General features: G+C 40.8%; 2 protein-coding genes. Both read right to left on the minus strand.

Translation table 11 applies throughout. The features are described from left to right. Positions 1–748, minus strand: a 748-nt coding sequence (gene istB, locus ACFQIC_RS21030) for an IS21-like element helper ATPase IstB (RefSeq protein WP_390217876.1), incomplete at its 3' end; no start/stop codon positions are given. Further along, a complete protein-coding gene (gene istA / locus ACFQIC_RS21035; protein WP_204712362.1) occupies positions 745–2,289 on the minus strand; it encodes an IS21 family transposase in 1,545 nt (514 codons plus the stop codon). The genes istB and istA, both read right to left, overlap by 4 nt. Positions 2,290–2,357 lie beyond the last annotated feature (68 nt).

A 2,357-nucleotide genomic window follows, 5' to 3' on the forward strand; every position in this document is an offset into this window, starting at 1 on the left:
TGCTTTTTCGGTTTTTCATACGATGACTTTCCTCATTCTCTCCACCATGGATGACCTCCACACGATGAAGTAAACGATCTAAAATCGCTGTCGTGATTCCTTGATCGCCAATCAAGTTTCCCCATTCCTCTGGACTTTTATTTGAGGTCAGGATAATCGAACTTCGTTCGTATAAATGATTAATCAAATGGAAAAACAGATTTGCCTCTCGCTGATCCATCGCCATATACATCAAATCATCAATAATCACAAGGTCAGCGTTTCTCATTCGTTTCATTTGCACCTTTGATTTGTTCAGATATTCTTCCGTCTTTAAGAGCTGTACTAGCTCACCCATTGTAGCGAAATAAACGTTGAATCCTCTGGATACAGCTTCGAGCCCCAGTCCAATGGCGATGTACGTTTTTCCAATGCCAGGTGGCCCAAGGATAATTAGGTTATACTGCTGTTCCAACCAGCTTAACTCTCTGAGTTGCGTTAGCTGGCGGGCAGTCAGAACGTTTTGACCATTCAGTTCAAACTCATCTAAGGACTTCAAGAAAGGGAATCGTGCCCATTTCATCCTTTTTTCCAGACTTTTTGCTTCACGTTTTCCTAGTTCATATCGTGTAATAGACTCTAAGAATTCTAAGTAAGTCAACGAAGATTTTTCAGCTTCACGAAGAAGCTGTGGGAGCTCCTCCGCAGTTTCTGATAGACGTAACTGACGAAATTGATCTTGTAATTCATTCACGGTCTTGTTCCTCATGATCTACCTCCTAAAATGCTGGTATAAGCATTTAAAGAACGGGTAGAGGTCTTAAAATAACCATGGTTTGCTGGGTAAATATCATAAGATTTTATCTCTTTTAACGGCTCTTGAGACAATGTATTTATGTGCTGGGCAATATCGCGAAAATCATTCGCGCTAAACAGCTTTTCTCTCATACACTTGGTCAATACGCTCTCTATTACGGTTGGATACTGTTGGATGACCCGATGAATGATCGCAAACTGGTCTCGACGATACCTTGGGTATCTTCGGCTGATTTCATCCAAGTAAGCAGCTGCCTGTGTTTGATTTTCAAAAAAGGAGATCAAACGTCGTTTAAACTCTTCAACCCCTTTGGAGCGATCACGGGTATGATTGCGGTTTTGAATAAGTTTCCCTTTTTCTAAGCTGATATCGTGTTCTGCAATAATTTCACTTTCTTCTTCCTTTCGAATCACGAGCCTCGGTGGTTCTTCACTTGTAACTTCAATCCGAACATGCTTATCAGCGTTTGTTTGATAAGTCCCGAGAGGGACGGAATATCGATTGGACTTATACCGGATCGTATTGTCCTTGCTTACACTTCTTGTTATACTTTGGTTATTGGTACTTTCAAATGAAAGTAGGGAAGAGACTGGCTTTAAGTGTTGCTTTTCGACGAGAAACACTTCAGCTGGTCTTTTTTTTGTGGTCTGATGAACTTGGTAATTTCCGGTACGCATCAGCCATTGTAGCGCCCTCTGATTCCAATCCTCTATATCACTGAACACTCGACTATCTGCGAAGTTACCTTTTATGTACTTCACTACATTTTCAATCATACCTTTAGACTCCGGATCAGCTCTTCTGCACAAATAAACCTTGAACTTACGTTCATTCACATAACTTTGAAACTCAGCTGTTAAAAGCAGCTGTCCTGCATTTTCACTCACCGTAATTAAGTGATCCTGATCGTATACGATTTCTTCTGTACCTCCTCCGTAGAATTGAAATGCATTTTCATGACAACGGATTGCATCTCTCGTCGTAAATGGCCTTGTTTGCCATTCCATATATTTTTGTCTGGAGTGAGCGAGTACAAACGCAATGAAATATAACTTGATCTCTGTGCTCTCTGTTGTCTTCTGTTTTGTTTCACCCCAGTCTACCTGAAGCTGTTTCCCCATTGGCTGTTCAGGTATGGCTTCGTATTGGCGAACTATTACCTTCTTCTCAATCTGGTAGACTTCCCTGATATCTTTAACATAAGATCTCACCGTACTTCCACCGACCGCCAGGTCCGGGTATCTCTCTAGAAGCCAATCATGTATTTGTGCAGCACTCAAGTGAGGGTACTCTTCTAGCCAGGCAAGGATCCAGTCTTTGTAACTGTCTAATTTCTTTTCCCTCCCCATAGGCAGTTCCGTATAAGCTTTTGCTTCATCAAAAGTCATCTCTAAATATTTGTAGACAGTAGGTCTTGAGATCTTAAGCTCCTTAGCGATTTGTGCTACTTTAAACTTTCGTTTATATAGGGCCTTAATATTTAAATACAACACTAATTTCTCCTCCAAAATCCTAACCTCCAGTAAAATAACGTCACCAACTATTTTACTAAAGTAATAGG

The organism is Halobacillus seohaensis, from assembly GCF_042663045.1.
Classification (GTDB): domain Bacteria; phylum Bacillota; class Bacilli; order Bacillales; family Halobacillaceae; genus Halobacillus_A; species Halobacillus_A seohaensis.